This window comes from Roseivivax marinus (assembly GCF_900109705.1).
GTDB lineage: Bacteria > Pseudomonadota > Alphaproteobacteria > Rhodobacterales > Rhodobacteraceae > Roseivivax > Roseivivax marinus.
Window position 1 is genome coordinate 329665 of record NZ_FOAI01000002.1, and the last position, 21243, is coordinate 350907.

Below are 21243 nucleotides of genomic sequence, written 5' to 3' on the forward strand. Positions count from 1 at the left end.
GCATCTATCACCGGGCCTGCTGCTTAAAAACAGGGCACGCACACGGGCGCGTGGTGCCCATACGTCATACGCGCCAAAGCGCTGGTTCACTCCCTCCGGCCTGCGGTGGTGGCTCGACCGGTCCGCCCTTCCTTCTTCTGCCACGCCTGCGCGCCGCGCCTCATCCCCGCCCCGACGCCGCGGCGATCGCGCGGCGGGCGGCGGCCTCCTGCCCCGGCTCGGGCGTCAGGATATGGCGCAGAAGCGCGACCGGATGGCGGCGCAGGGTCAGGCGCATGGCAACGAAATCCTCGACGATCTCCTCGCCCTCGGTCATTTCGGGCAGGTGGGCGGCAGGCTCCACGATGCCCTCCCCCTCCATGTCGCCCGAGAACAGCGGCAGCGGCTTCTCGGCGGCCAGCGCCCGCGCTTCCCACAGAGCCTCGCGGCGGGACAGGCCCAGGGGCGCGAAGACGTCGGCCTCGGCCAGCCGCGCCAGCACACCCGCGGCCAGCCCCGCCCGGCGCCACACGTCGCGCACCGAGCGGTAACCGTTGCCCCGCGCCGCCGAGAGCCAGGCCGCGTCCTCCTCGCGCACGCCTTTGATCTGGCGAAAGCCCAGCCGCACCGCCAGCCCGCCGCGGCCGTCGGGCTCCATCACGTTGTCCCAGTAGCTGGCGTCGATGGCGACGGGCCGGATCTCGACCCCGTGCTCGCGCGCGTCGCGGACGATCTGCGCCGGCGCGTAGAAGCCCATGGGCTGCGCGTTCAGCAGCGCGCAGGCGAAGATGCCGGGATGGTGGCACTTGATCCACGCGCTCGCGTAGACCAGCAGCGCGAAGGACGCCGCGTGGCTTTCGGGAAAGCCGTAGGAGCCGAAGCCCTCGATCTGGGAAAAGCAGCGCTCGGCGAAGTCGGCGTCGTAGCCGTTGCGAGCCATGCCGCGCAGGAACCGGGTACGGAACTCGCTCACGTTGCCGAGCTTCTTGAACGTGGCCAGCGCCCGGCGCAGGCGGTCGGCCTCGTCGGGGGTGAAGCCCGCGCCGATGATGGCGATCTGCATCGCCTGCTCCTGGAACAGAGGCACGCCCAGCGTCTTGCCCAGCACCTGCCCCAGCGCGTCGGAGGGAAACGACACGTCCTCTTCGCCGTTGCGACGGCGCAGGTAGGGGTGGACCATGTCGCCCTGGATCGGCCCCGGCCGGATGATCGCCACCTCGATCACCAGGTCGTAGAAGTTGCGCGGCCGCATCCGGGGCAGGAAGTTCATCTGCGCCCGGCTCTCGACCTGGAAGACGCCGATGGAATCCGCGCGGCACAGCATGTCGTAGACGCGGGGGTCCTCGGGCGGCAGCGTGGCCAGCGTGTGCTCCTGCCGGTGGTGCATCTTCAGCAGGTCGAAGGCCTTGCGGATGCAGGTCAGCATTCCAAGGCTCAGCACGTCGACCTTGAGGATGCCCAGCGCGTCGATGTCGTCCTTGTCCCAGCAGATGACCGTCCGGTCCTCCATCGCCGCGTTCTCGACCGGGACCAGTTCGTCGAGCCGCCCTTCGGTGATGACGAAACCGCCGACATGCTGGCTGAGGTGCCGCGGAAAACCGACGATCTCGTGGATCAGATCCATGGTCAGGCGCAGGCGGCGGTCGGTCGGGTCGAGGCCGATCTCGCGCATGCGCTGCTCTTCCAGCCCGTTGGTCGAGAAGAATCCCCAGAGCTGCGAGGAAAGAGCGCCGATGGTGTCCTGGCTGAGGCCCATGGCGGCGCCGACCTCGCGGATGGCACGCTTGCCGCGGTAGTGGATGACCGTGGCGCAGAGGCCCGCGCGGTGGCGGCCGTAGCGCTCGTAGATGTGCTGGATCACCTCCTCGCGGCGCTCGTGTTCGAAGTCGACGTCGATATCCGGCGGCTCGTCCCGGGCCTCGGAGACGAAGCGCTCGAAGACCATGGTACCGATCTCGGGGCTGACGCTGGTGACGCCCATGCAATAGCAGACCACCGAGTTCGCCGCCGATCCCCGCCCCTGGCACAGGATGCCGCGCTCGCGGGCGAAGGCGACGATGTCGCGCACGGTCAGGAAGTAAGGCTCGTAGTTCAGCTTGGCGATCAGCTCCAGCTCGTGCTCGAGCAGGCGGACGACGTTGTCGGGGGCACCGCCGGGATAGCGCCATTCCAGACCCTCCCGCGCCAGCCGCGCCAGCCGGTCGCGCGGCCGCTCGCCCTCGGCGATCTCCGAGGGATACTCGTAGCGCAGCGAGGCGATGTCGAACCGGCAGCGCGCCGCGAGCCTCGCAGCACGATCGAGCGCGTCCGCGTGACGCCCCAGCAGGCGGCGCATCTCCCACGGCGCGCGCAGGCGCTGCTCGGCGTTGACCAGCGCCGCCCGGCCCAGCCGGTCCACGGTCACCCCGAGGCGGATCGCGGTCATCACGTCGGCCAGCCGGCGCCGGCGGGCGTGATGCATGAGCGGCCGCGCGGTGGCGAGCGTCGGCAGGCCGAGTTCGGCCGCAATCTGCACGAGACGGTCGAAGCGGGCGGTGTCGGCCCCGTCGTAGCGCGGCGCGAGCGCAAGGTGCATCTGCCGCCCGAAGGCCTGCGCGAGGCGGCGGGCATGGCCGCGCCAGGCGGCCTCGGGGGCGGTGGCGTCCCCTCCCGCCCCGGCACCCTCGGTCGGGGCGGTCGTCCGCGGCGCAGGCAGCGCGGGCCGGGCCGGCGGTTCCGGCGGGGCGTGGAGGATCATCTCCAAACCCTCGGCGCCGCCGTCGAAAAGATCGTCGAGCCGCAGATCGCAGGCGCCCTTGCCGGTCCGCCGCCGTCCGGTGGTCAGCAGCCGGCACAGCCGCGCCCAGCCCGCCCGGGTCGCGGCCAGCGCTGTGATCTCCACCCCCTCGGCCAGTACCAGCCGTGCCGCGGGAATCAGCCGGGGGACGTTGCGGATGGCAAGGCCGGGCGCCGCGCAGCCCTCTGGTGCGGGCGGTCCGATGGGGCCGTCGCGCGCCTCGGCCTCGGTGCGCTCGCGCACCTGCCGGGCGATGGTCTTGAGCTGCACGTGCGCCCGCACGATCCCCGCGACCGCGTTCTCGTCGGCCACGGCGATCGCGTCCAGCCCTTCGAGCGCGGCGCGCTCGGCGAACTCCTCGGGGTGGGAGGCGCCGGTGAGGAAGGTGAAGTTGGTGGTGATGCTGAGTTCTGCGGTCATCTGGTACGGCCGGAGGATCGAGTCGCGCGGGCGGGAGGGCCCAGTATGTTCCACTTTCGTTCTCGTGTTGAGTCCCGATCTCGTGTGCCCGGCTCCGCTCCGGACGGACGCAACGTCACCCGCCCCCGGCCGCACCGGGGTTTGCACCTGCCCCCCGCCACGCTAAACCGCCACCCAGCCAGCCGGGCCCAGCGTCACGGCCAGCCGGAGAACGAACGGAGACCGGATGCAAGACACCAGCAGGCCGCCGCGGCGCGGCGTGATGTACGTGGCCTGGGGCACGGAGCACGTGAACGTGGCGCGCCGGTCCGCAGAGAGCGTGCGCCGCAGCAACCCCGGGCTCGCCACCGCGCTGTGGTGCCACCCCGGCGACGATACCGCGGGCTTCGACCTGAGCTTCACCATTCCCGACGGCCTGAAGCGGCCCAAGGTGAACCTGCTGGGCCAGACGCCGTTCGACGAGACGCTGTTTCTCGACAACGACACGCTGGTCCGCGAGAACATCGACTCGCTCTACGCCCTTCTCGGCCGCTTCGACATCTGTGGCGCGCAGGTGGCGCTGTGGCATCGCCCGCGGCACCACAAGCCGATCCGGCACGAGCTGCCCGACGCCTTCCCCGAGATCAACACCGGGGTCCTGCTCTACCGCCGCAGCCAGGCCGCGCTCGACTTCTTCGATGCCTGGGCGCTGCGCTTTGCCGAAGGCACTTACGGGATCGACCAGCCGTCGTTCCGGGAAGTGCTGTGGGAGGCCGACGACCTCGCCTTCCACACGCTGCCACCGCAGTTCAACAAGCGCGTCTTCGAGGCGTCCGAACTGGTGTGGTCGGACCAGCCGCGGGCCCGGATCCTGCACCTGGAGCTGCTCCGCCCGCAGAAGAACCCGGTGATGCGCTGGCTGTCCAACCGGGTGCGCTGAGCGCCTCGCCGCCCGCCCGTTGCCGTTTCGCGACACCTGTCATTGAGAAGTCACGCCGCCGGTGCTATATCTGGGGAACGGCCCGGGGCCGTTTTGCCCCTTGGCCGGTGGTGATCGGAAAAGGAGGACGATGTCCTGTCACTTTACGCTGACGCGGCACATGCCGCCGAAGAGGGCCGCCCGATGAGCGGCATGGCCCAGGTGGATGCTTCGAGCGAGACGCAGCTCGCATCCGTTCTTGCCATTCTCGACGACATGAAGGCCGAAGAGGTCGTGGAGATCGATCTTCGCGGCAAGACCGCCATCGGCGACTACATGGTCGTCTGCTCGGGCCGGTCCTCGCGGCAGGTCATCGCCGTCGCCGAGAAGCTGGTGGAAGAACTCAAGGCACGCCACGGCGTCCTGCCCAAGACCGAGGGCAAGGAAACCGGCGACTGGGTCCTGATCGATACCGGGGACGTGATCGTGCACGTCTTCCGCCCGGAAGTGCGCGAGTTCTACCAGATCGAAAAGATGTGGATGCCGGTCGCGCCGTCGCGGAGCGCCGGACACTGATCGATCGATGAAGCTGCACGTCTGCGTGGTGGGCCGGTTGCGCGCCGGCCCCGAGCGCGATCTGATCGGCGACTACCTAGGCCGTTTCGACAAGACTGGCCGAGCACTCGGCCTGGGCCCCGTGCGGGTGACCGAGGTCGAGGACAAAAAGGGCGGCGGCCCGGCAGCCGAAGCGGCCCTGCTTCGCAAGGCGCTCGGCCCCGGCGCGATTTGCGTTCTGGACGAACGGGGCCGCACGATGACCTCTCCCGACTTTGCCGATGCCGTGGCCCGCTGGCGCGACCAGGGCTCGCCCGAGGCGCATTTCGTGATCGGAGGCGCCGACGGCCTCGACCCTGGGCTTCGGGCCGAGGCCGACATGGCGCTGAGCTTCGGCGCGATGGTGTGGCCACACATGCTGGCCCGCGTCATGCTGGCCGAGCAGCTTTACCGCGCGGCCTCGATCCTCGCGGGCAGCCCGTACCACCGCGCTTGAGCGCGGATCACCTCCCGCGCACCAGCATCACCGACGCATGGGAGTGGCGGGCGACTGCGCCTCCGTTCGACGACCAGAAGTGATCGGCGAAGTTCGGATCGTGCGAGGCCATGATGACGAGGTCGGCGTCCAGTTCCTTCACCGCGTCGAGCAGGGCGTTGTCGAGATCGGCACGGCTGTCGTGCAACACCATAGCGTGCGCCTCCGCGTCGAAGCCGCCCTTCTCCGCCTGGGCCTTCGCGAACTCCGACAGCTTGGCCACGAACTCTTCGGGCGAATGCGCGACATCGCTCGGCTCGTTGTTCGTCGCCGAGACGAAGGTGACCTTGGCGCCGTAGTGCTTGGCCGCGTCCGCGGTGACCTTCAGCGCCCGGTCGAGCGTATCGACATGGTGCAGGTCGACGGGTGCCATGATGTGCGTGAACATGTCTGCGTCCTCCTTGGCTCCGGTGAGTCCGGTCGGGAGGTCGGGGCTCTCAGATCGCCCTGCGCCCGGCCCGAACATCGGGGGCGCGCGACCGGCGCCGGGCGCCCCTGTCATCAGACTAACACGGACGCCCCGGAGCCAAGTTCCGTTTTTTACGCGAAGAAGTCCCCGGGCGCTTTCGTCCCCGGAAGCGTCCGCATCCGGTCCCGCCATGCGTCCATCGCGGCGCTCGGCCGCTCGCCCGCGGCCTCGATCCACTGGGCATAGCCCCACACGGCGCAGTCTCCGATGCCCGGCGCCGCGCCATGCAGGAACGGCGAGCCTCCGAGCAGACGGTCGAAGTTCGCGGCATCGGTGGCGTATCGACCGCGCAGCCACTCGACCGCGCCCTTGGGGAAGCCCTCGCCGTTCACCCGCCGCGCCTCCTTGAGCTGTGGCAGGCACATGCCAAGGCGGTTGGCCTCCCATAGAATGATCTCGCGCCCGCGTTTCAGCCCTTCGGCGCTGTCGCCGCCGAGCACGCCGAAGCGCGTTGCGATCTCGATGAGGATGGCGCCTGACTGGGTAAAAGCCGCGCCGTCGATCACCAGGCACGGCACTTCTGCCAAAGGCGAGACGGCAAGGAAATCGGCGGGCCGCGTCTCGGGCGCGGCCCAGATGTCGATGACGGCGGTCTCGTGCTCGATGCCGGCCAGCGACAGGGCCAGCGCAACCTTGCACGCGTGGCCCGAATCGCGATGACCGTAGAGCTTCACGTCAGATGCCGACGTCGATGATGGCCTCGGCGAGCTTCGGCACGGTGTCGCGGTTGAGACCCGCGATGTTCATGCGGCTGTCGCCGACCATGTAGATGCCGTGCTTCTCGCGCAGGGCTTCGACCTTGTCCGGCCCCACGCCGAGGCGCGAGAACATGCCGCGGTGCTGGGCGAGGAAGCCGAAGCGGTCCGAGCCCGAGCGCTCGCGCAGCTCGTCGGTCAGCAGCCGGCGCAGTTCGAGCATTCCGGTGCGAACGTCCTCGAGCTCGGACATCCAGTCCGCGCGCAGGCCCTCGTCGCCGAGGACCATCAGCACCAGCCGGGCGCCGTGATCCGGCGGGAACGAGTAGTTCTGCCGGTTGAGATAGGCCAGCGTGCCCTGCGTCACCTTCTTCTTCGAGGTGTCGTTGCTGACCGCCATCAGGATGCCGGTCCGTTCGCGGTAGATGCCGAAGTTCTTCGAGCACGACGCCGCGATCAGCGTCTCCGGGCAGGCCGCCGCGACTTCGCGGGTGGGGCCCGCGTCTTCGTCAAGACCGTCGCCAAACCCCTGGTAGGCGAGGTCGATCATCGGAGTCGCGCCGGTGGACTTGATGATCTCGATCAGCTGGTGCCACTGGCCCTGCGTCAGGTTCGCCCCGGTCGGGTTGTGGCAGCATCCGTGCAGCAGGATGACGTCGCCCGACCGCGCCTGGCTGAGATCGGCGATCATGCCCTCGTAGTCCACGCCGCCGGTCTCGCTGTCGAAGTAGCGGTAGGGAATCGCGGGAATGCCCATGTGCTTGAGGATTGACAGGTGGTTCGGCCAGGTCGGGTCCGAGACGTGAACGCGCACTTCGGGGTTCGCCAGGCGCACCATGTCGAAGGCCTGCCGCACCGCGCCGGTGCCACCGGGCGTGGCGACGGCCGACACGGCGTCGGCCTCGACCGCGTCGGCCAGCACCAGCCGAGACATCCGCTCGGCGAAGAGCGGATCACCGGCGAGACCGGTATAGGCCTTGGTGGTTTCCTCTTCCCAGAGGCGCTTCTCGGCGTCCTTGATCGCGCGCATGATCGGCGTGTTGCCGTTGGCGTCCTTGTAGACGCCGACGCCGAGGTCGATCTTGTCCTCGCGCGGGTCCTCGCGGAACGCCTGCATGAGGGCGAGGATCTTGTCGGCGGGCTGCTCTTGGAGCTGTTCGAACATGAGAGTGTCTCCGGGGTGTCGGGTCACGTGTCGCCGGTCGCGACGGGGACGGTGGGGGACGCGCCCCATTCCGACCAGGACCCGTCGTAGAGCGAATGATCGGTCTTGCCGATCCGTTCCAGCGCAAGGCTCAGGATAGCGGCTGTCACGCCGGATCCACAGGTGGTGATCGCGGGCTTCGACAGATCAGCGCCCGCCGCCTCGAACACCGCGCGCAGTTCGTCCGGCGTCTTCAGGGTGCCGTCCTCGTTCAGAAGCGTGGCGTAGTGGACATTGCGCGAACCGGGAATGTGACCGGCGCGCATCCCCGAGCGCGGCTCGGGCTCCTCGCCGCGGAAGCGGCCGGGCGACCGGGCGTCGAGGATCTCGTGATCGCCGAGCTTGGAGGCCGAGGACACCTGCGTGACGTCCTTCACCAACTGCGCGCGGCGGCGCACGGTCATGTGCCGGTCGCGGACGATCGGCTCCATGTCCTCGAGCGGGCGATCCTCGGCGCGCCACTTGGGCAGGCCGCCGTCGAGCACGGCGATGTCGTCGTGGCCCATCAGCTTGAACAGCCACCAGATGCGCGCGGCCGAGAACATGCCGGCGCCGTCGTAGACCACGACCTGGTGGCCGTCGCCCACGCCCATCGCGCGCATCCGGCTCATGAACTTCTCGACCGGGGGCGCCATGTGCGGCAGGTCGGAGCGCGCGTCGCTCAGATCGTCGATGTCGACGAACCGTGCCCCCGGAATGTGCGCCTCGGTATATTCGGCGCGCCCGTTCCGCCCGGCATCGGGCAGGTACCAGCTGGCATCGAGAACCCGCAGGTCCGGGTCCTTCAGGTGCCGTCCGAGCCAGTCGGTCGACACGAGCGTCTTGGGATCGTCCTCGGCCATAGCCCCCTCCTTCGCGCAAGCGCAGGTCTTTTGCGTGATTAGAGGGCGCCCGGTGCGAGGGCAAGACCGTGCATGGGCCCGCCCCCTGCCCGTAGCGCGGCCATCAGCCGTGGCGCGCGAAGGTTTCGGCGCCCGAGGCGGTCAGAAGCTTGACCTCGTAAGGGTCGACGCGACCGCCCATTTCCATGCCGGGAGAGCCCACCGGCATCCCCGGCACGGCAAGGCCCAGCGCCTCGGGGCGTTCGTCCAGCAGGCGGCGCACATCCTCGGCCGGGACGTGGCCCTCGACCACGTAGTCGCCCACCAGCGCGGTGTGGCACGAGGCCATGTCGGGGGCGACGCCCGCCTCGACCTTCACCGCCTGAAGCGCATCGGGCGCCACATCGCGCGCCTCCACGTCGAAGCCGGCGTCGCGCATGTGCGCGACCCAGCCCGAGCAGCAGCCGCAATTGGGATCCTTGAAGACGGTGATCGCGGGCGCGTCCGCGCCCTGCGCGCGGGCCAGCCCGGCGAACGGCACGGCGAGGGCGGCTGCGATGAGAGTACGGCGATGCATGGCAAATCCTCCGGTCATTCGGCCGGAACGGTAGTCCAACCCGACCGCGGGCACGAGTCGCGCGCGATCACGACGCGGTCAGCCGTGCTCCTTCAGAAGGCGTTGCTTCTGGCGGTTCCAGTCGCGCTTGGCCGCGGTCTCGCGCTTGTCGACGGTGCGCTTGCCCTTGGCCAGCGCGATCTTGATCTTCGCGATGCCGCGGTGATTGAAGTAGAGCACCAGCGGCACGAGCGTCATGCCCTTGCGCGCGGTCTCGTTCCACATCCGGCTGAGTTCGCGCTTGGACGCGAGCAGCTTGCGAGGCCGCCGGTCCTCGTGACCGAACATCGCCTGCTCGTACGGCGCGATGTAGGAGTTGATGAGCCACAACTCCCCGTCCTTCACCTCGGCATAGCTCTCGGCGATGTTGGCGGAGTTCAGGCGCAGCGACTTGACCTCCGACCCGGTCAGGACGATGCCGCACTCGACATCCTCCTCGATCGCGTAGTCGAAGCGGGCGCGCCGGTTCTCGGCGATCACCTTGTAGTTCTTGTTGTCGCTGTCCCTGGCCATGGCGTGCGTGGGTATCCGATCCGGTGCCTGTCGTCCACCATGACATAGGCACGCGCCCCCGCCGGTCCAAACCCCGAGCTTGACAGTACGGGCCGCGCTCGCTACCCCGCGCGGCAATTCCCCGGAAGTGCGACTCGCTTCCGGTCCCATGGGCCATTGCCCGGGATCGCCCTCCGTCAGCGCGTTGCGCCCACGGGGGCGCTACCGCTTTGTCCCGACGTTTGTGACGACGCCCGTGCGCCCTTACCTTCCCTGCAGGGAGATCGCGCGAAGGAGAGCCGAGATGTTCGAGAGCCTGTCAGACCGCCTGGGTGGCGTCTTCGACCGCCTGACGAAACAGGGCGCGCTCAGCGAGGATGACGTCCGCACCGCGCTGCGCGAGGTCCGCGTGGCGCTGCTCGAGGCGGACGTGTCCCTGCCGGTGGCACGCAACTTCATCAAGTCGGTCGAGAAGAAGGCCACCGGCGCCGCGGTGACCAAGTCGGTCACGCCGGGCCAGCAGGTGGTCAAGATTGTCCACGACGAGCTGATCGGCGTGCTGACCGGCGACGGCGATCCCGGCGCGCTCCGGATCGACCAGGCGCCCGCGCCGATCCTGATGGTCGGCCTGCAGGGCTCGGGCAAGACCACGACCACCGCCAAGCTCGCCAAGCGCCTGACCGAGCGAGACAAGAAGCGCGTGCTGATGGCGTCGCTCGACGTGAACCGCCCCGCGGCGATGGAACAGCTCGAGATCCTCGGAAAGCAGATCGGTGTCGACACCCTGCCCATCGTCAAGGGCGAGGACCCGGTTACAATCGCCAAGCGCGCCAAGACGCAGGCCGCTCTCGGCGGCTACGACGTGTACATGCTCGACACCGCCGGCCGGCTCCACATCGACCAGGAGCTGATCGCCCAGGCCGCCGCCGTTCGTGACGTGGTGACCCCGCGCGAAACACTGCTGGTCGTCGACGGCCTGACCGGCCAGGACGCGGTGAACGTCGCGACCGAGTTCGACGACAAGATCGGCGTCTCGGGCGTGGTTCTGACCCGGATGGACGGCGACGGTCGCGGCGGCGCCGCGCTGTCGATGCGCGAAGTCACCGGCAAGCCGATCCGCTTCGTCGGCCTGGGCGAGAAGATGGACGCCCTCGAGACCTTCGAGCCCGAGCGCGTCGCCGGCCGCATCCTCGGCATGGGCGACATCGTCGCGCTGGTGGAAAAGGCGCAACAGACGCTCGAGGCCGAGCAGGCCGAGCGCATGATGAAGCGCTTCCAGAAGGGTCAGTTCAACATGAACGACCTGAAGATGCAGCTCGAGCAGATGCAGAAGATGGGCGGCATGGAGGGCATGATGTCGATGATGCCCGGCATGGGAAAGATGGCCAAGCAGATGGAAGGCGCGGGCATCGACGACACCATGGTCCGCCGCCAGATCGCGCTCATCAATTCCATGACAAAGAAGGAGCGCGCCAACCCGCAGCTTCTTCAGGCGAGCCGCAAGAAGCGCATCGCCAAGGGCTCCGGCCTCGAGGTCTCCGAGCTCAACAAGCTTCTGAAGATGCAGCGCCAGATGGGCGACATGATGAAGAAGATGGGCAAGATGGGCAAAGGCGGCATGCTCAAGCAAGCCATGTCCGGCATGTTCGGCAAGGGCGGGATGCCCGAGGGCATGGACCCCTCGCAGATGGACCCCAAACAGCTCGAGGCCGCGGCCAAGGCCATGGGCGGCAAGATGCCCGGCGGCATGGGTGGCATGGGCGGCGGCGCCGGCCTGCCCCAGGGCCTTTCGGGCTTCGGCAAGAAGAAGTGACGTCGATGCGCGCGCGTTCCGCATATCCCGCAAGCCGTCCGACCGCCCTTCCGGCGGCCCGGCTCCTCGCGCGCGCCCCTGCTTCTTCTCGTTGCAAATACTCGAAATCCGGCCTCTCCGCAGGCGCGAAGCGGGGAGGCCCGGCATGACCGACGCACTGGCCCCCTCCCCGATCGCGGCTCCCACCGCCGCCCCGCGGATCGAAACCGCGCGCCTGATCCTGCGCGGTCCCGAGATGGCCGATCTCGACGCCTTCGCGGCCTTCCACGCCGACGAGACGCGCTGCACCGGCTTCGGCCCCGTGCAGCCGTGGCACGAAAGCTGGCGCTGGTGGGTCATGAACATCGGGCACTGGCACGTGCATGGCTACGGCTACTTTACCATCGAGGACCGCGAGACCGGCGCGCCCGCCGGCATCACCGGCGTGTGGAACCCCGGCGGCTGGCCCGAGCCGGAACTCGGCTGGGTCGTCTACGAGGGCTTCGAGGGCCGCGGCGTCGCTTACGAGGCGGCGCTGGCGGCGCGCGGCTGGGCCTACGACGTGCTGGGTCTGCCCACGCTGACGTCGAACATCGTGCCGTCGAACACGCGCTCCAAGGCGCTCGCCGCGCGGCTCGGCGCGGTGCACGAGCGGACCTACCACAACCCGTCGATGGGCGAGGACGAACTCTGGCGGCACCCCGGCCCGCAGGAGGCGCAGCGATGACCGACCGCGTGATCCTGCGCACCGACCGCCTGACGCTGCGGCCGTTCCGCGCGCCCGACTTCGACACCTACGCGGCCTACTACACCGGCCCGCGGGCGGCGTTCGTCGGCGGCCCGGTGAGCCGGGCCGAGGCGTTCACCAAGTTCTGCGCCATGATCGGCCACTGGCAGATGCGCGGCTTCGGCCGGTTCGCGATCTGCCGCGTCGAGGACGACACGCTGGCGTTCGGCCACGCGGGCCTGTTGCAACTCGATACCGGGCTGCCGCCCGAGCTGACCTGGACGCTCTGGCACGGCGAAGATGAAGGACAGGGCTATGCCCGCGAGGCCGCGACCGCGGTGCGCGACTACGCCTTCACCCAGCTCGGCCTGCCGGTCCTGACCGCCTTGGTGCGCCGCGACAACGCCGCCTCGTTGCGCGTTGCCGAAACGCTCGGAGGCGTCGAGGACGCGACGCTGCCCACCCGCTTCGGCGACGAGGTGGCCTTCCGCTTCACCCCCGGGACAACGGGAGGGGCGGCATGACCACGACGGACATTCCCACGCTCGAGACCGCGCGCCTGCGGCTCTCGGCGCCCGAGGCGCAGGACTATCCCGATTTCAAGGCGACCTTCGCGTCCTACCGGGCGCGGTTCATGGGGGGCCCGCTCAACGCCTACGAGACGTGGATGCTCTACGCCGCCGAGATCGGCCACTGGCAGATTCGCGGCTTCGGGATGTGGATGGTCCACCTCAAGGACAGCGACGAGACGGTGGGGATGGCCGGCGGCTGGCAGCCTGCCAAGTGGCCCGAACGCGAGGTCGCCTGGATCATCTGGCCCGATCGCGCCGGCCGGGGCTTCGCCCTCGAGGCGACGCAGCGGGTGCGGCGGTACTTCTACGAGTCCTGCGGCTGGGACACTGCGGTGTCCTACCTCGACCCCAAGGACCTGCAGTCGATCCGGCTGGCCGAGCGGCTCGGCGCCGAGCGCGACCGCGAGGCCGCGACCGTGGACGGCAACGAGGTCTCCTATCGCCATCCTGCCCCGGCCCGGCTGCGTGACAGCCAGCTGGCGCACGGGATCGAGATGGAGATCCAGAACTACATCGACCCCCTGTTCACACCGAAAGGCTGGGCCCTTGACTGAAGACACGACTACCATCGCCCGCGCGGCCGAGATCCTGGCCGAGCACCGCGCCTCGATCGATCGGCTGGACGCGATCCTCGTCTTCACGCTGGCCGAGCGGTTCAAGCGGACGCAGGCGGTCGGCGAACTCAAGGCGCGGCACGAGCTGCCGGCCTCGGACCCCGCGCGCGAGGAAACCCAGATCGCGCGGCTCAAGGATCTGGCAAGCCGGGCGGATCTCGACCCCGACTTCGCCGAGGCCTTCCTGAATTTCATCATCCAGGAAGTCATCAAGCACCACGAGAAACACCGGACCTGACCCTCCGGCCCAAGCCATAAGACAAAGGAGACCCGAAATGGCTGTTAAGATCAGACTGTCCCGCGGCGGTTCCAAGAAGCGCCCCCACTACTCCATCGTCGTCGCCGACAGCCGCATGCCGCGCGACGGCCGCTTCCTCGAGAAGCTCGGCACCTACAATCCGCTGCTGCCCAAGGGCGACGAGCGTCGCGTGATCCTCGACATCGATCGCGTGAAGGCATGGATGGAGCACGGCGCCCAGCCGACCGAGCGCGTGCAGCGCTTCCTCGAGAACGCCGGCGCCGCCGAGAAGGTCGAGCGCAACAACCCCAAGAAGGGCACCCCGGGCAAGGCCGCGCAGGAGCGTGCGAAGGCACGCGCCGAGAAGGCAGCCGCCGCCGACGAAGCAGCCGAGGAAGCGTCGGCCGAGTGAACGGTTCGCCGGGACGTGCCTCGGGCATGCCTCCCGTCGTAGAACCAAGAGGGCCGGTGCGGGCGAACCCCGCGCCGGCCCTTTTTCGTCGTCCACAGGTCTGACCGGCATCCTCACCGAAGCGCGGACGTGCGGAGCGCAGCATTGCGGCGGTGTCCTCAGCATCGAGCGCCGATAACACGCAGCCGTTGCCAGCAGCGGCTGACAGTCCGATCCCGTGGGCGACTTACCGCCCAGCCGTGGCACAAGCCGTGGCCTTGCCGCCATGACGGGCGGCGCGCGACGCCGGGCCGGCTTGCACTGGAAGGGTCGCTGCCGCACCCTACCTGCGAACCGCGACGCAGGATCGCGTCACCATCTTCCACGAAGGACCGCTGCCCATGGCCATTCGCGCGACAGCCACAATCGCCCTCCTCGCCCTCGCCCCGGCCGCCGCGTTCGCGCAGGACGACGCGACCGCGACCCGCAGCCCGGTGGTCTCCACCCAGTCCTCGCCCGCGCTGGTATTCACCCTGCGGGGCGGCGTCGCCACGCAGCCGGAATATTTCGGCTCGGACGAGTACGACGTGGGCCCCGACCTCGGCTTCTCGCTCAACTCGCTGTCCTTCGGTGGCCGCAGCTTCGGCAATCCCGACCCGTGGGCAGAGGCCCGCGGCTTCGGCATCCGCGGCTCCTTCCGCTACATCGGCGAGCGTGACGACGACGATTACGGTGAACTTGAAGGCCTCGACGACATCGACGCGGCCTACGAGGTGGGCCTCGGTGCCGGTTATGCCGGCGAGAACTACTACGTCTTCGCTGACGTCCGCCGCGGCTTCGGCGGGCACGAGGCCTGGGTCGGCGAGGTCGGCGCCGATGCCGTCTTCCGCCCGTCCGAACGCCTGCGGGTCACCTTCGGCCCGCGCGCCTTCTTCGGATCGGACGACTACGCCTCGACCTACTTCGACGTAAGCGCGGCCGAGGCCGCCGCCTCGTCCTTCAACGCCTACGATGCCGACGGCGGACTGATCTCCACCGGGGTCGAGCTGGGGATGCGCTACAAGCTGTCCGAGAACTGGGGCCTGTCGGGCGCTGTGACCTACGACCGCTTCCGCGGCGATGCCGAGGACAGCCCGATCGTGCAGCAGGGCTCCGAAGATCAGTGGGGCGCACGCCTCGGCGTCACGCGCACCTTCTCGTTCGGCGGCTGAGCCGCGCGCAGGCCGTTGCGCACAGGTGCCGGCCCGCGCTAGATCAGGCGCATGAACGACGACAGCCGCATATGCGTGGGCGCCATCGGCGGCGCCTTCGGGGTCCACGGCGAGGTGAGGCTGAAAAGCTTCACCTCGGAGCCGGAGGCCATTGCCGATTACGCTCCGCTGACATCCGAGGACGGCTCGCGCAGCTTCGACGTCCAGATCGTGCGCGAGATCGCGCAAGGCTTCGCCGTGCGCCTGTCGGGCGTCCGGACGAAGGAAGACGCCGACGCGCTGAAGGGCGTGCAACTCTACGCTCCGCGCGCGCGCCTGCCGCAGCTGCCCGACGACGAGTTCTACCACGCCGACCTGATCGGCCTCGAGGTGCGCGACACTGGCGGGGCGCTGCTGGGCCGGGTGCGCGCGGTGCAGAACAACGGCGCCGACGACCTGCTCGAGGTGACCGTGCCGGGATCGTCCGCGACGGTGCTTCTGCCGTTCACGCAGGCCGCGGTGCCGACGGTGGATCTGACCAAGGGTCGGATCGTGGCGGACCCGCCGCTGGGGCTTTTCGACTGACCCCTTGGCAGCGACAACGGATCGCTTTGCGCGCCATTGGTGCCCAAACGCTCAACATGCCCACCAAATCGTGTCCACCGGGCCGATTTACCGCCCAAAATTCCGAATAGGTTAACGGGACTTCGGTAGAAACACGCTGCGGGTCCGCCCTCAATGTTGCGACATCTCCTGAACGACGCGCGCCTCACGCAGGGCGGTTTCGGGACCGGTCCGCTGGTGCGGGCCCGGGCACGCCGGAGCGCCGCGCGGCACCTGCCGCCCGAGGCGGCACGGCGGACGATGGTGCGCGACCGCCTCGCCGCTCTGTCGCTGGGGGATCCGGGCCCGGGCGACGGCCCGCCCGGGTTGCGGGCGCCGCCCGGGACGGACCAGACCGTGGGCGCGATCTTTTCGGGCATCCTCCAGCGCTGGGGCCGTTCCGGACCCGCGACGCTTACCGCCGAGGAAAGCTCCGATCTGGCGCTGCTGGAGCGGCTCCTGACCGCGCCCACCGCAGAGGCTGGCGGACTCGCCACGCTCTTCGCTCAGCCTGACGCGGTGCTTGGACTGCGCGAGAAGGTCACGCAGGCGACCCTGCGCCGCGCCGTGTTCGACGCCGAGATCGCCGCCTTCGATGCCGCCCGCCGCGCGTTCGAGCGGCAGGCCAGCGCCTTGCCCGCGGACCTCGACGCCGCGCTGGCGGCGCACGGCGCGGCCGACGTACACCTGTGGCACCGGATCGTGGCCGAGCATGATCCGTCTGATCCGGCCCAGGCCCGCGCCGCAGCGCGTTCGGCGGGCGATCCGCGCGCCGCACCGGCTACGGTGGCGCTGTATGTGTCCCGCGCTGTCCGCGAGGGGCCGCTCGCGACCGCCTCGCTGGCGGGCGACGATGCCGCTCTCCGCCGCATTTCCGTGATCTTCGACAGTTGGGCGGAGGCGCCCGAGCGCAACGCATGCATCGGCCTCTCACCGCCAGACGCGGTCGCCACGAACGGCCCGGAGGTCGCGGCCGGTCTCGACCGCGCCGCCGACTTGCTGGGGCGGCCCCGACTGCCCGTGCCGCAGGGGCTCTTCACCCATTATCCCGAAGCACCGGCGCGACCGCGTCCCGAATGGGACCTCGCGACGGGGCGGATGCGGCTGGCGCCGGACCCCGCCGACTACATCGACGCGGCGAGCCTCACCCTCGCCTGACAGGGCTTTTCGCGCCGGCCGCGGCGGGCTAGACCCGGCGCCGGTTCCAACCCCGTCCCGAAGGCCCGCCCCATGTCCGATGCCGATCCCCCGAACCGCGCCCAGGGCCGCAAGCGGATCGCGCCGTCGCTCAAGCCGCGCGCGCTGATGGAAGACGGCGGCCTGCGCGTGGACCTGTGGACCGCCCAGGTGCTCACCCTCTTTCCCGAAGCGTTCCCCGGCACGCTGGGCCTGTCGCTGACAGGGCGCGCCCTCAAGGACCGGCTGTGGCAACTCGACACCATCGGCCTGCGCGACTTCGGGATGGGCCGGCACCGCAACGTCGACGACACGCCCGCCGGCGGCGGCGCCGGGATGGTTCTGCGGCCCGACGTGATGGCCGCCGCGCTGTCGCACGCCCGCACGCGGATGCCCCCCGGCGCCCCGATCCTTTACCTGTCGCCCCGCGGCCGCCCGTTCGACCAGGCCCGCGCCCGCGCGCTGGCCGACGGACCGGGCGTGACGCTGATCTGCGGCCGGTTCGAAGGCATGGACGAGCGCGTGATCGAGGAGTTCGGCATCGAGGAGGTCTCGCTCGGGGACTTCGTGCTGACCGGCGGCGAGATCGCCGCGCAGGCCTTGATCGACGCCTCTGTCCGACTTATACCGCGCGTGCTCGGGAATCAGGCGTCCGTCGAAGAGGAATCCTTTTCGCACGGACTTTTGGAGCACCCGCAGTATACGAAGCCCGCCGTCTGGAACGGTCGTGCGATACCCGACGTGCTTCTCTCGGGCCATCACGCGAAGATCACCGACTGGCAGCGGGAGCAAGCCGAACGGCTGACGAAGCAAAGACGACCTGACCTCTGGCGGGCTTACTGCGAAACGCGCGGTAGGGACCCGGAAGAAGACCAAGAGCTCTGAGGATCGCGACACACCTTTGCGGGACAAACCGCAAGCAGCTCAGGAGATGGTCAGATGGATCTGATCGCGAAACTCGAGGCGGAACAGATCGCCTCGCTCGGGAAGAACATTCCCGATTTCAAGGCCGGCGACACCGTTCGCGTCGGCTACAAGGTGACCGAAGGCACGCGCTCGCGCGTGCAGAACTACGAAGGCGTGTGCATCAGCCGCAAGAACGGCCAGGGCATCGCCGGATCGTTCACCGTCCGCAAGATTTCCTTCGGCGAAGGCGTCGAGCGCGTGTTCCCCCTCTACTCGACCAACATCGAGTCGATCGAGGTCGTGCGCCGTGGCCGCGTGCGCCGCGCGAAGCTCTACTACCTGCGCTCGCGCCGCGGTAAGTCCGCGCGCATCGCGGAAGACGTCAACTACAAAGTCCTCAAGGGCGACGGCAAGAAGCCGGTGCAAGGATCGTCGACATGAAAAAGAACCTTCATCCCGATTACCACACGGTCACCGTGAAGATGACCGACGGCACCTCGTTCGAGACCCGCTCGGTTTTCGGCGCCGAGGGTGACACGATCACGCTCGACATCGACCCGACGGTGCACCCGGCCTGGACCGGCGGCTCCTCGCGCCTGATGGACACCGGCGGCCGCGTCTCGCGCTTCAAGAAGAAGTACGAGGGCCTGGGCTTCTGAGAGCCCTGCCGACAACGGCACGACATTGCGACGCCGCCCCTTGGGGCGGCGTTTCGCGTTTCATGGGGGGCTTGCCGCGAGACCTCGTCCGAACGAGAACCGCGCCGGATCGCAATCTGCCGGAGGCCCGACCATGCCGCTCGACCCGTCCGCCCTGTCGCCCGAGACCTGCCGCGTGGAGCGCGTTTTCCGCCTGCGGGTAGAACTGGGCCCGCTCGACCGTGCCGAGGACATGCGAGAGGCCGTCCTGTCGGTGACGTCGCTGACGTGGGGCGACTATGACCAGGTGAGCTTCGAAACCGAGACCGGGCATCAGCACTACCGCACCGGGCCCGATGCGGCAGGCGGGCCGCTGCCGCCCGAGACGGTGCCCGCGCGGGCGCTGTCTTTCTCGATTCCGCCCGAGGCCGCTTTGCTGGACCGGGTGCTGGACGTGATCCAACACGCCCACTCCTACGAGGAGCCGGTGATCTACGTGACCGAAAGCCTTGCCACGCGGGCGCGGCCCGAAATCACCCGATCAAGTCCGTGGAAAAAGTGGCACCGGGCCGACGGCTGAGCGCATCGGCCAGGGGCCCGGTCGCTTCGCCAACCACGGCAGACCTCAGCTCGGGGTTCGTGCGCAATACGTCCGACAGGATCTCGAGCCCGTCCGCTTCGGGACGCGCCGGCACCTGCACGCTGAACATCGGCATTCCCTGCAGCGACGGGCTGACGATCGGCATGTCGATCAGTGTCTCGACGCGAAAGTGCCGCCGATCCTCGCGTATCCGGGCATAGGTCGCCTGCACTGGTTGCGCCGGGCCCTCGATCATCTGGACGAAGCGCGGGCCTGCCTTGATCATCACCGACGCAATCCCGTCGCGGTCGTTGGCGCGCATCGCTTCACGCAGGATGTCGAGGTTCTCGATCGACGAGTCGGACAGAATCGTGCTGCTCTCGAAAACCACGCGATGATAGCGCCGCGACCCCATGATGAGTCTCCGTCCCGACTTTCCGCAAATGGCGGACAGCGACCGCGCGACGAGGCACTTTCCCGGGCGAAGGCGGCCACTGCTTTCCAGCATCATTGTTGGCGAAAATAACATATCTGTCGACCACCTTTTGACTGCCGGGCAACGTGCGACCGCCGGGCAACGTCGGCGGAGAACCGCCATTTGCGATCTTTCGCCGATGCGGGATACCAGATATGGATATCGCGCCCGCCGGGCGTTCACACATCTTGCCGAAGTCTCAAGGGGTCGGACCGTGGCTCACATCATCGTGGTCGGAAACGAGAAAGGCGGCGCGGGGAAGTCCACCGTGTCCATGCACGTGGCGACCGCGCTGGCCCGGATGGGCCATGCGACGGGCGTGATCGACCTCGACCTGCGGCAGCGCAGCACCGGGCGCTACATCGACAACCGGGCCGCACACACCCAGGCCGAGGGGATCGAGCTGGCCAGCCCGGTCTACACCGACCTGCCCGAGGTCGATCCGGCAACGCTGGGCCAGGGCGAGAACGCATTCGACCACCGCATGTCCGCCGCCGTCGCCCGGCTCGAACCCGATTGCGACTTCATCGTCATCGACTGCCCCGGCTCGCACACCCGCCTGAGCCAGGTGGCGCACTCGCTGGCCGACACGCTGGTCACGCCGCTAAACGACAGCTTCGTCGATTTCGACCTGCTCGCGCGGATCGGCCCTGACGGCGAGAAGATCCTCGGCCCCTCCGTATATTCCGAGATGGTCTGGAGCGCGCGGCAGTTGCGGGCGCAGGCGGGCCTGAAGCCCATCGACTGGATCGTGCTGCGCAACCGCCTTGGCGCGCAGAACATGGTCAACAAGATGAAGATGCAGAAGGCGCTCGACCGGCTTGCCAAGCGCATCGGCTTCCGCGTCGGGCCGGGCTTTTCCGAGCGGGTCGTGTTCCGCGAGCTGTTCCCTCGGGGGCTCACCCTGCTCGACCTCAAGGACGTGGGCGTCAAGCAGCTCAACATCTCCAACATCGCCGCCCGGCAGGAGCTGCGCGACCTGATCAAGGCGCTCAAGCTGCCGGGGGTCGAGGTCACCTTCTGAAGTGGCCGCCGGCCCGTCGCGCGGCGAGCTGTGGTTCCGGCTGGGCATCAGCCTCGCCGGCCTCGCGCTGCTTGCTGCCGCCATCGCCGTCCGCGGCTGGCCGCGCGGGGGCGCTATGCTGGAGATCGCGGGAATCGCCGGCGCGTTCTTCGGGATCAGCGCCATAGTCTCGGCGCGGCGTCTCTGGCGGCAGCGCGGGCGCTGACGCTTACTGCAGGCGCCGCACCGCGAGGGCCAGCGCCACGGCCCCTGCCCCCGACGACAGAAGCTCGACCCCGAGAAAGATGCCGAGAAGGCCGACGGCGCCTGCGGGAACCGCGAAGACCACCAGCACGCCCAGCGCAGCGCTGACGAGACCCGCCGCGATCATCCAGCCGCGGCCCTCGCGTCCCGGCATCTTGAGCGCGATCCAGACGCGCATGGCCCCCATGGCGAGGAAGAACACGCCTACGAGCAGCGTCAGCGACAGGATCCCCGAGATCGGATTCACCCAAAGCGAGATCGCGAAAAGCACGAGCACCACGCCCAGAAGGATCGAGAAGGCGCGGCTCCCGCTACCGTCGGTGCCTTTGAACGCCATCCAGACCTGCATGATCCCGGCCACGAGGAACGTTGCCGCGGCAATTGCAGTGGCCGTCAGCGATGCGATGAACGGATTGAGGAACGCGAAGAAGCCGCCGAGGATCATGACCGCGCCGAGCGCAGCCATCCATTTCCAGTCCGGCCCCGCGGCCGCCGCCTGTTCGGCAAGGCTCGGATCGGGGTCGGGATGTGCGGGATCGCGGTGCGCTTGGGTATCGGTCATGTCGGCCCCCTGACTGTGTAGCTTGCTATCAGGCATCTTGGTTGAAAAACCG

General features: G+C 69.0%; 27 protein-coding genes. 18 read left to right on the forward strand and 9 right to left on the reverse strand.

What is annotated here, in order from left to right:
- Positions 1 to 160: 160 nt before the first annotated feature.
- Positions 161 to 3175 carry an error-prone DNA polymerase gene (locus BMX29_RS04205; RefSeq protein ID WP_092810646.1) on the reverse strand — a complete coding sequence of 1005 codons (3015 nt, stop codon included), beginning with the start codon at positions 3173 to 3175 and terminating at the stop codon, positions 161 to 163.
- Between the two features lie 226 nt (positions 3176 to 3401).
- Between BMX29_RS04205 and BMX29_RS04210 the strand changes: the two genes are divergently transcribed.
- The 3 genes from BMX29_RS04210 (at position 3402) to rlmH (ending at position 5124) form a co-directional block, all read left to right on the forward strand.
- Complete coding sequence (locus tag BMX29_RS04210) at positions 3402 to 4094, forward strand: glycosyltransferase family protein (RefSeq protein WP_092810648.1); 693 nt, start codon at positions 3402 to 3404, stop codon at positions 4092 to 4094.
- A gap of 183 nt (positions 4095 to 4277) precedes the next feature.
- Positions 4278 to 4649, forward strand: a complete 372-nt coding sequence (gene rsfS / locus BMX29_RS04215) for a ribosome silencing factor (RefSeq protein ID WP_092810650.1) — start codon at positions 4278 to 4280, stop codon at positions 4647 to 4649.
- A 7-nt stretch (positions 4650 to 4656) separates the two neighbouring features.
- Complete coding sequence (gene rlmH / locus BMX29_RS04220; protein ID WP_092810651.1) at positions 4657 to 5124, forward strand: 23S rRNA (pseudouridine(1915)-N(3))-methyltransferase RlmH; 468 nt, start codon at positions 4657 to 4659, stop codon at positions 5122 to 5124.
- Between the two features lie 7 nt (positions 5125 to 5131).
- Here rlmH and BMX29_RS04225 read toward each other — a convergent pair whose 3' ends face one another.
- From BMX29_RS04225 to smpB, 6 genes are all read right to left on the reverse strand, one after another.
- The gene (locus BMX29_RS04225) at positions 5132 to 5551 is read right to left on the reverse strand and encodes a universal stress protein (RefSeq protein ID WP_092810653.1); all 420 of its coding nucleotides are present in this window, start codon (positions 5549 to 5551) and stop codon (positions 5132 to 5134) included.
- A 152-nt stretch (positions 5552 to 5703) separates the two neighbouring features.
- Positions 5704 to 6306, reverse strand: coding sequence for a glutathione S-transferase family protein (locus BMX29_RS04230; protein ID WP_092810655.1), 603 nt, complete (start codon positions 6304 to 6306; stop codon positions 5704 to 5706).
- A gap of 1 nt (position 6307) precedes the next feature.
- Entirely contained in the window at positions 6308 to 7492 is a 1185-nt protein-coding gene (locus BMX29_RS04235) for an amino acid aminotransferase (RefSeq protein WP_043842731.1), read from the reverse strand.
- 23 nt (positions 7493 to 7515) lie between these two features.
- Positions 7516 to 8373, reverse strand: a complete 858-nt coding sequence (gene sseA / locus BMX29_RS04240) for a 3-mercaptopyruvate sulfurtransferase (RefSeq protein WP_092810657.1) — start codon at positions 8371 to 8373, stop codon at positions 7516 to 7518.
- Positions 8374 to 8476: 103 nt separating this feature from the next.
- Positions 8477 to 8929 carry a DUF411 domain-containing protein gene (locus BMX29_RS04245; RefSeq protein WP_043842728.1) on the reverse strand — a complete coding sequence of 151 codons (453 nt, stop codon included), beginning with the start codon at positions 8927 to 8929 and terminating at the stop codon, positions 8477 to 8479.
- Positions 8930 to 9007: 78 nt separating this feature from the next.
- Entirely contained in the window at positions 9008 to 9481 is a 474-nt protein-coding gene (gene smpB / locus BMX29_RS04250; protein WP_092810659.1) for an SsrA-binding protein SmpB, read from the reverse strand.
- 283 nt (positions 9482 to 9764) lie between these two features.
- Between smpB and ffh the strand changes: the two genes are divergently transcribed.
- From ffh to BMX29_RS04315, 13 genes are all read left to right on the forward strand, one after another.
- Positions 9765 to 11273 (forward strand): signal recognition particle protein, encoded by a 1509-nt coding sequence (ffh, locus tag BMX29_RS04255; RefSeq protein WP_092810660.1) that lies wholly within the window; start codon positions 9765 to 9767, stop codon positions 11271 to 11273.
- A gap of 145 nt (positions 11274 to 11418) precedes the next feature.
- Positions 11419 to 11979: a GNAT family N-acetyltransferase gene (locus tag BMX29_RS04260; RefSeq protein WP_092810662.1), complete on the forward strand. Its 561-nt coding sequence runs from the start codon at positions 11419 to 11421 to the stop codon at positions 11977 to 11979.
- The gene (locus BMX29_RS04265) at positions 11976 to 12503 is read left to right on the forward strand and encodes a GNAT family N-acetyltransferase (RefSeq protein ID WP_092810664.1); all 528 of its coding nucleotides are present in this window, start codon (positions 11976 to 11978) and stop codon (positions 12501 to 12503) included. Before BMX29_RS04260 ends, BMX29_RS04265 begins: the two co-directional genes overlap by 4 nt.
- On the forward strand, positions 12500 to 13105 hold the full coding sequence (locus tag BMX29_RS04270; protein ID WP_092810666.1) for a GNAT family N-acetyltransferase: 606 nt from the start codon (positions 12500 to 12502) through the stop codon (positions 13103 to 13105). Before BMX29_RS04265 ends, BMX29_RS04270 begins: the two co-directional genes overlap by 4 nt.
- On the forward strand, positions 13098 to 13403 hold the full coding sequence (locus BMX29_RS04275; protein WP_092810668.1) for a chorismate mutase: 306 nt from the start codon (positions 13098 to 13100) through the stop codon (positions 13401 to 13403). Before BMX29_RS04270 ends, BMX29_RS04275 begins: the two co-directional genes overlap by 8 nt.
- 37 nt (positions 13404 to 13440) lie before the next feature.
- On the forward strand, positions 13441 to 13815 hold the full coding sequence (rpsP, locus tag BMX29_RS04280) for a 30S ribosomal protein S16 (protein WP_043842718.1): 375 nt from the start codon (positions 13441 to 13443) through the stop codon (positions 13813 to 13815).
- 380 nt (positions 13816 to 14195) lie between these two features.
- Complete coding sequence (locus tag BMX29_RS04285; RefSeq protein WP_043842716.1) at positions 14196 to 15005, forward strand: MipA/OmpV family protein; 810 nt, start codon at positions 14196 to 14198, stop codon at positions 15003 to 15005.
- A gap of 51 nt (positions 15006 to 15056) precedes the next feature.
- Entirely contained in the window at positions 15057 to 15569 is a 513-nt protein-coding gene (gene rimM / locus BMX29_RS04290; RefSeq protein ID WP_092810670.1) for a ribosome maturation factor RimM, read from the forward strand.
- Positions 15570 to 15722: 153 nt separating this feature from the next.
- Positions 15723 to 16745 (forward strand): hypothetical protein, encoded by a 1023-nt coding sequence (locus BMX29_RS04295; protein WP_092810672.1) that lies wholly within the window; start codon positions 15723 to 15725, stop codon positions 16743 to 16745.
- Positions 16746 to 16817: 72 nt separating this feature from the next.
- Positions 16818 to 17648 (forward strand): tRNA (guanosine(37)-N1)-methyltransferase TrmD, encoded by an 831-nt coding sequence (gene trmD, locus BMX29_RS04300; RefSeq protein WP_092810674.1) that lies wholly within the window; start codon positions 16818 to 16820, stop codon positions 17646 to 17648.
- 54 nt (positions 17649 to 17702) lie between these two features.
- Entirely contained in the window at positions 17703 to 18110 is a 408-nt protein-coding gene (gene rplS, locus BMX29_RS04305; RefSeq protein ID WP_043842712.1) for a 50S ribosomal protein L19, read from the forward strand.
- Entirely contained in the window at positions 18107 to 18328 is a 222-nt protein-coding gene (gene rpmE / locus BMX29_RS04310) for a 50S ribosomal protein L31 (RefSeq protein WP_043842711.1), read from the forward strand. Before rplS ends, rpmE begins: the two co-directional genes overlap by 4 nt.
- Before the next feature lie 133 nt (positions 18329 to 18461).
- A complete protein-coding gene (locus tag BMX29_RS04315) occupies positions 18462 to 18887 on the forward strand; it encodes a YqfO family protein (RefSeq protein WP_092810676.1) in 426 nt (141 codons plus the stop codon).
- On the opposite strand, the gene BMX29_RS04320 is transcribed toward BMX29_RS04315, so the two are convergent.
- Positions 18841 to 19398, reverse strand: a complete 558-nt coding sequence (locus BMX29_RS04320) for a BLUF domain-containing protein (RefSeq protein WP_175471116.1) — start codon at positions 19396 to 19398, stop codon at positions 18841 to 18843. The genes BMX29_RS04315 and BMX29_RS04320 overlap by 47 nt on opposite strands.
- Positions 19399 to 19576: 178 nt before the next feature.
- Here BMX29_RS04320 and BMX29_RS04325 point away from each other — a divergent pair, with 178 nt between their 5' ends.
- Both BMX29_RS04325 and BMX29_RS04330 read left to right on the forward strand, forming a co-directional pair.
- Complete coding sequence (locus tag BMX29_RS04325; RefSeq protein WP_092810680.1) at positions 19577 to 20386, forward strand: division plane positioning ATPase MipZ; 810 nt, start codon at positions 19577 to 19579, stop codon at positions 20384 to 20386.
- 1 nt (position 20387) lies between these two features.
- Positions 20388 to 20591, forward strand: a complete 204-nt coding sequence (locus BMX29_RS04330; RefSeq protein WP_092810682.1) for a hypothetical protein — start codon at positions 20388 to 20390, stop codon at positions 20589 to 20591.
- Between the two features lie 3 nt (positions 20592 to 20594).
- Here the strand turns inward: BMX29_RS04330 and BMX29_RS04335 are convergent, their stop codons facing one another.
- Positions 20595 to 21191: an HdeD family acid-resistance protein gene (locus BMX29_RS04335; protein WP_092810684.1), complete on the reverse strand. Its 597-nt coding sequence runs from the start codon at positions 21189 to 21191 to the stop codon at positions 20595 to 20597.
- Between the last annotated feature and the right edge of the window lie 52 nt (positions 21192 to 21243).

Excerpts from the sequence above, each read along its gene's own strand:
- rpsP (WP_043842718.1), top strand. The coding sequence starts at position 13,441 with ATGGCTGTTAAGATCAGACTGTCCCGCGGCGGTTCCAAGAAGCGCCCC.
- rpmE (WP_043842711.1), top strand. The coding sequence starts at position 18,107 with ATGAAAAAGAACCTTCATCCCGATTACCACACGGTCACCGTGAAGATG.
- sseA (WP_092810657.1), bottom strand. The coding sequence starts at position 8,373 with ATGGCCGAGGACGATCCCAAGACGCTCGTGTCGACCGACTGGCTCGGA.
- BMX29_RS04205 (WP_092810646.1), bottom strand. The coding sequence starts at position 3,175 with ATGACCGCAGAACTCAGCATCACCACCAACTTCACCTTCCTCACCGGC.
- BMX29_RS04335 (WP_092810684.1), bottom strand. The coding sequence starts at position 21,191 with ATGACCGATACCCAAGCGCACCGCGATCCCGCACATCCCGACCCCGAT.
- BMX29_RS04270 (WP_092810666.1), top strand. The coding sequence starts at position 12,500 with ATGACCACGACGGACATTCCCACGCTCGAGACCGCGCGCCTGCGGCTC.
- BMX29_RS04295 (WP_092810672.1), top strand. The coding sequence starts at position 15,723 with ATGTTGCGACATCTCCTGAACGACGCGCGCCTCACGCAGGGCGGTTTC.
- BMX29_RS04320 (WP_175471116.1), bottom strand. The coding sequence starts at position 19,398 with ATGATGCTGGAAAGCAGTGGCCGCCTTCGCCCGGGAAAGTGCCTCGTC.
- rlmH (WP_092810651.1), top strand. The coding sequence starts at position 4,657 with ATGAAGCTGCACGTCTGCGTGGTGGGCCGGTTGCGCGCCGGCCCCGAG.
- BMX29_RS04260 (WP_092810662.1), top strand. The coding sequence starts at position 11,419 with ATGACCGACGCACTGGCCCCCTCCCCGATCGCGGCTCCCACCGCCGCC.
- trmD (WP_092810674.1), top strand. The coding sequence starts at position 16,818 with ATGTCCGATGCCGATCCCCCGAACCGCGCCCAGGGCCGCAAGCGGATC.
- BMX29_RS04245 (WP_043842728.1), bottom strand. The coding sequence starts at position 8,929 with ATGCATCGCCGTACTCTCATCGCAGCCGCCCTCGCCGTGCCGTTCGCC.
- ffh (WP_092810660.1), top strand. The coding sequence starts at position 9,765 with ATGTTCGAGAGCCTGTCAGACCGCCTGGGTGGCGTCTTCGACCGCCTG.
- rplS (WP_043842712.1), top strand. The coding sequence starts at position 17,703 with ATGGATCTGATCGCGAAACTCGAGGCGGAACAGATCGCCTCGCTCGGG.
- BMX29_RS04285 (WP_043842716.1), top strand. The coding sequence starts at position 14,196 with ATGGCCATTCGCGCGACAGCCACAATCGCCCTCCTCGCCCTCGCCCCG.
- rsfS (WP_092810650.1), top strand. The coding sequence starts at position 4,278 with ATGAGCGGCATGGCCCAGGTGGATGCTTCGAGCGAGACGCAGCTCGCA.
- BMX29_RS04235 (WP_043842731.1), bottom strand. The coding sequence starts at position 7,492 with ATGTTCGAACAGCTCCAAGAGCAGCCCGCCGACAAGATCCTCGCCCTC.
- BMX29_RS04265 (WP_092810664.1), top strand. The coding sequence starts at position 11,976 with ATGACCGACCGCGTGATCCTGCGCACCGACCGCCTGACGCTGCGGCCG.
- BMX29_RS04225 (WP_092810653.1), bottom strand. The coding sequence starts at position 5,551 with ATGTTCACGCACATCATGGCACCCGTCGACCTGCACCATGTCGATACG.
- smpB (WP_092810659.1), bottom strand. The coding sequence starts at position 9,481 with ATGGCCAGGGACAGCGACAACAAGAACTACAAGGTGATCGCCGAGAAC.
- BMX29_RS04210 (WP_092810648.1), top strand. The coding sequence starts at position 3,402 with ATGCAAGACACCAGCAGGCCGCCGCGGCGCGGCGTGATGTACGTGGCC.
- BMX29_RS04315 (WP_092810676.1), top strand. The coding sequence starts at position 18,462 with ATGCCGCTCGACCCGTCCGCCCTGTCGCCCGAGACCTGCCGCGTGGAG.
- rimM (WP_092810670.1), top strand. The coding sequence starts at position 15,057 with ATGAACGACGACAGCCGCATATGCGTGGGCGCCATCGGCGGCGCCTTC.